This is a genomic window from Roseibium sp., assembly GCF_025698965.1.
Lineage (GTDB): Bacteria > Pseudomonadota > Alphaproteobacteria > Rhizobiales > Stappiaceae > Roseibium.
Genome location: NZ_JAILWL010000520.1, coordinates 1 through 4,361 on the forward strand (window position 1 = coordinate 1; position 4,361 = coordinate 4,361).

The following is a 4,361-nucleotide window of genomic DNA, read 5'->3' on the forward strand; positions in this document are numbered from 1 at the left end:
CCACCGACTTTGAGGTCCCGGGTTGGGATGTTCCGGACCACAAAGGTCGCGTGGCGGAACGGGCCGCGAACACCGCTGGCGCAGACAGTGGTGCCGGTGCGGTGGATGCTACCGGCAGTGATGGTGTGATGGTGCCGCAGACTGTGGCGGACGCCCGCGCCGAAAGCATCAAGGCAATCCCGATCGATTCGAACGCCTACGAAACCGTGACGACGATAGAGAGGCTTCAGGAATGGTGCGACGCTGCCTTCGAAAAGGGTTATGTCGCGTTCGACACCGAAACCACGTCACTCGATGCCATGCAGGCGGATCTTGTTGGCCTGTCGCTGTCCTGTGAACCCGGCAAGGCCTGCTATGTGCCGCTTGCCCATGTCGATGGCGAAGGCGACCTTTTGGGTGGCGGTGGGCTGCTTCCGGATCAGATTCCGCTGAAAGATGCCCTTGAAGTTCTTAAGCCGATGCTGGAAGACCGCTCGGTCCTGAAGATCGCGCAGAACCTCAAATATGACTGGCTGGTGATGACCCGCTATGGCATCGACATCAGCCCCTTCGACGACACGATGCTGCTTTCATACACCGTGGACGCAGGCAAGGGCGGTAACGGCATGGATGAATTGTCGGAACGCAGGCTCGGCCACAAACCCATCCCGTTCAAGGAGGTCTGCGGTTCCGGAAAATCGATGATCACCTTTGACAAGGTGCCAATCGACAAGGCGACCGCATACGCAGCTGAAGATGCGGATGTCACCTTGCGTTTGTGGCTCATTTTGAAGCCACGGCTTGCCAGCGATCATATGGCAACGGTTTATGAAACGCTGGAACGGCCGATGGTGCCGGTTTTGGCGCGTATGGAAAAACGCGGTATCTCCGTCGACCGGCAGATGTTGTCCAGGCTTTCCGGTGACTTTGCCCAAGGCATGGCCGGGCTGGAATCGGAAATCTACGAACTGGCGGGCGAAACCTTCAATATCGGCTCGCCGAAACAGCTCGGTGATATTCTGTTCGGCAAGATGAACCTGCCGGGCGGTAAGAAAACCAAGACCGGCGCCTGGTCGACCTCGGCCCAGGTGCTGGAAGAGCTTGCCGCCGAAGGCCATGAACTGCCCTCGAAAATCGTTGCCTGGCGCCAGTTGTCCAAACTGAAATCCACTTATTCCGATGCGTTGCCAGGTTACATCAATCCCGAGACGAACCGGGTGCACACGTCCTATGCCCTGGCGGCAACGACGACCGGGCGCTTGTCCTCCTCGGAGCCGAACCTGCAGAACATTCCGGTCCGGACTGAGGAAGGCCGTAAGATCCGGCAGGCGTTTGTCTCGCAAAAGGGCCACAAGCTGATCTCCGCCGATTACAGCCAGATCGAACTTCGGGTGCTGGCGCATATCGCCGATATTCCGCAGTTGAAAAAGGCTTTCGAGGATGGTCTTGATATTCACGCCATGACGGCCAGCGAAATGTTCGGCACTCCGATTGAAGGCATGGACCCGATGGTGCGCCGTCAGGCAAAGGCGATCAACTTCGGCATCATCTATGGCATTTCAGCGTTCGGTCTGGCGAACCAGCTCGGCATTTCACGCGGTGAGGCGGGCGATTACATCAAAACCTATTTCGAGCGTTTCCCGGGTATCAGGGACTACATGGAAGAGACCAAGAAAAAGGTCCATGCCGACGGTTATGTCACCACGATTTTCGGCCGCAAGGCGCATTATCTGGAAGTGAACACCAAGAACCCGAACCATCGTGCCTTTTACGAGCGTGCTGCGATCAACGCCCCTATCCAGGGATCGGCCGCCGATATTCTCCGCCGCGCCATGGTGCGCATGGAAGATAAGCTCACGTCCGCCAGACTGGATGCACAAATGCTGCTGCAAGTGCATGACGAACTGATCTTCGAAGTGTCGGACGCGCAAGTGGACGATACGATTCCGGTTATTCGGGACGTTATGGAAACCGCCTGCGAACCGGCGCTCAAACTGTCCGTTCCATTGAAGGTTGATGCGCGCGCCGCAAGCAATTGGGACGAGGCACATTAAAGGATCTCTGTCGCCTCGCCTTGACAGGAGTTAAGGCGCACAGACGCTTGAAGCAAGCAGGCCGGCGGAAAGCCCTGCGGTAACTTCCGGCCTTCCGAGGTGAGCTGTTGCTTTCATCGAAAGCAGGACTTCACTCATGGTGTCTGCCAACTCGCGCTGGTCGATTGGAGCAAGAGCTGATGCGGACAGGTTTGCCGAAACCGTTCGCAGGTTCGCGCCATGCGGACGCCTTTGGCAGCTGAAATCTGTTGCCGTCAGATCGAGAGTAAGGCTCTCCGCGGCGCTCCCGATGCGCAGGTTAATCTGCTTGTCGACCGGATTGAAGACGATCCGCCAGCGTGTCGATGATGTGGCCAGATCCTCCAGCACATCAAACGCCTGAGAAGAGTTTACCTCGACGCTTGCCTGCAAAGCCGTGGCGGCGATCCTGAACCGGGCGAGACTGCCACGGTCACCCGATTTGACGCCTGAACCTGAGGGTTTTTTCAGATGCTCAAGCGCCTTTTGGTAGCTTGTGTTTGTGAGCACCGGGACGGGTAAATCTTCACCTCGATGCACAATGAGCTTGGCTTCGCCCGGAGTTAAGATCGCTGCGTCACCGGATGCATCGAACAAAAAATAGTGGATGGGAACAAAGCCCTGAATGCTGACTTCGTCAATCCAGGACAGGGCTTCTGTGACTGAACCCGATGTGTCCAGAAGTCTTTGAATGAACTCCAGTTCGGACAGTACGGGAGCCGAGTTGTGTCTCGCGTAGTCGGCTTCCTCGTTCCACATCAGCGAAACAACAAGACCTTTTGAATTCATTCCGGCGGCCGGCATTCCAGGGCCGATCTGGTTGACGGTGACACTGCCGAAACGCGATGACCAGCTAGCTGGGTTTCCGTCCATGACGGATCTTTTTGAAGCGCCCGATGGGTTGATCAGCAGAAAGCCCGCATCCGTCGCCTCAAAATCGAAATTATAGGCAAGAAGCGGGACTTGCTGATTTCTGAAAACCACCGTCGAGCAGGCAAGTGCGGCAGAGAATGTGAAAACTGACAGAGCACATACACCCAGGTGGAGGGCGAATGGCCACTTTCGAAACGGTCCGATGCCTCGCATGGTCTCCTCAGGTCAGATGAATTAAACTGATGAGGCAAGAAGGCGCAAAAGGAGCCTTGATCCAAGGAGGGTTTCGCCAAGTGCTGAAAAGTTTCGCGAAAAACACCGTCACGCACCGGCTACTGCGCGAATTTGCTGCGCCGTTTGCGACGCGGCACAGCGTGCTGCTGCTGATTGCGTTGTCACTGTTTGCCGGACTGATTGGTCCCTTCGGGACTTATGGTGATTTCCCGATTGTATCCAGGCTGTTTTATTGGACGGTCATGGTGCTTGGTACTGCATCCGTCGGCCATGTCACCGCCACGTCGCTCGAGCGACTGCTCGGCAAAACCTGTTGGCCCGGTTTTGTGCAGCAAACGGTGCTGTCCGTCCTTGTCGCTATTCCGGTCTGCCTTGTGGTCGCAACGATCAGCGCTGCATTCGGTTTCAGCAATTTCACCGGAAGTCTTTTGTCTCTTTATGCGCAATGTGCCCTGGTCACCGGATTTGTCGTGATCCTGTTCAATCTGCTGCCGATCGCGTCTTCACTCGAAACCGAAGCGCTGAACGCGGAAACACTGGCGCTTCTGGCTCGACTGCCGATGGCAAAGCGCGGCCGTATCCTGCGGCTGATGGCCCAGGATCACTATGTCGAAATCGTCACAGATCGTGGCAGCACGCTCGTGTCGATGCGGTTCAGGGACGCCATGATGGAAGTGGGAACGGAACAGGGTCTTCAGATTCATCGCTCCCACTGGGTTGCGCTCCATGCAGTGGCAGGCCGGTACAAGTCAGGCAAGCATTCATGCCTGCGCCTGTCTGACGGCAGTTTTGTCCCTGTTGGCAGAACCTTCAGCGCAAAAGTGAAAAAGAAAATCACGTGGTGATTTTCGTACCGGTCCTCGCGCCTTACACCATCGCCATCACACGTGAAGGACCACCGGTGCCGCCCCGGAATTTTGGGGCGCCGACGATCAGCGTCGCACCGAGCGGCGGCAGGGCATCGAGATTGGCAATGCATTCGATTCCCCAGCGATTGCTCGGCAGCCAGGCATAATGGGTCGCGAAATCCTTCGACTGGCCGTAATCGAGGGAAAGACTGTCAACGGCGATGCCGACGACATCCGCATCTTCCATCAGCATTTGCACCGCTTCCACATGGAAACCGGGAAAGTGCATGACGCCATCATCGTCAGCATTCCGAAATTTGTCGGTGTCCACATGCGCAGTCCAGCCTGAATTCAT

Annotated in this window: 4 protein-coding genes; 2 read left to right on the plus strand and 2 right to left on the minus strand. The window is 56.6% G+C overall.

The annotated features are described in order from the left end of the window. Positions 1–2,033: DNA polymerase I (gene polA, locus K5905_RS28500; protein ID WP_297590727.1), on the plus strand; the 2,033-nt coding region annotated here is incomplete at its 5' end. A 30-nt stretch (positions 2,034–2,063) separates the two neighbouring features. Here the strand turns inward: polA and K5905_RS28505 are convergent. After that, positions 2,064–3,137 carry a linear amide C-N hydrolase gene (locus K5905_RS28505; protein ID WP_297590730.1) on the minus strand — a complete coding sequence of 358 codons (1,074 nt, stop codon included), beginning with the start codon at positions 3,135–3,137 and terminating at the stop codon, positions 2,064–2,066. 80 nt (positions 3,138–3,217) lie between these two features. Here K5905_RS28505 and K5905_RS28510 point away from each other — a divergent pair, with 80 nt between their 5' ends. Next, positions 3,218–4,003, plus strand: coding sequence for a LytTR family DNA-binding domain-containing protein (locus K5905_RS28510; protein ID WP_297590733.1), 786 nt, complete (start codon positions 3,218–3,220; stop codon positions 4,001–4,003). A gap of 22 nt (positions 4,004–4,025) precedes the next feature. Here K5905_RS28510 and K5905_RS28515 read toward each other — a convergent pair. Beyond that, positions 4,026–4,361 (minus strand): cyclase family protein (locus tag K5905_RS28515; RefSeq protein WP_367187035.1); only part of this gene is annotated, 336 nt, incomplete at its 5' end.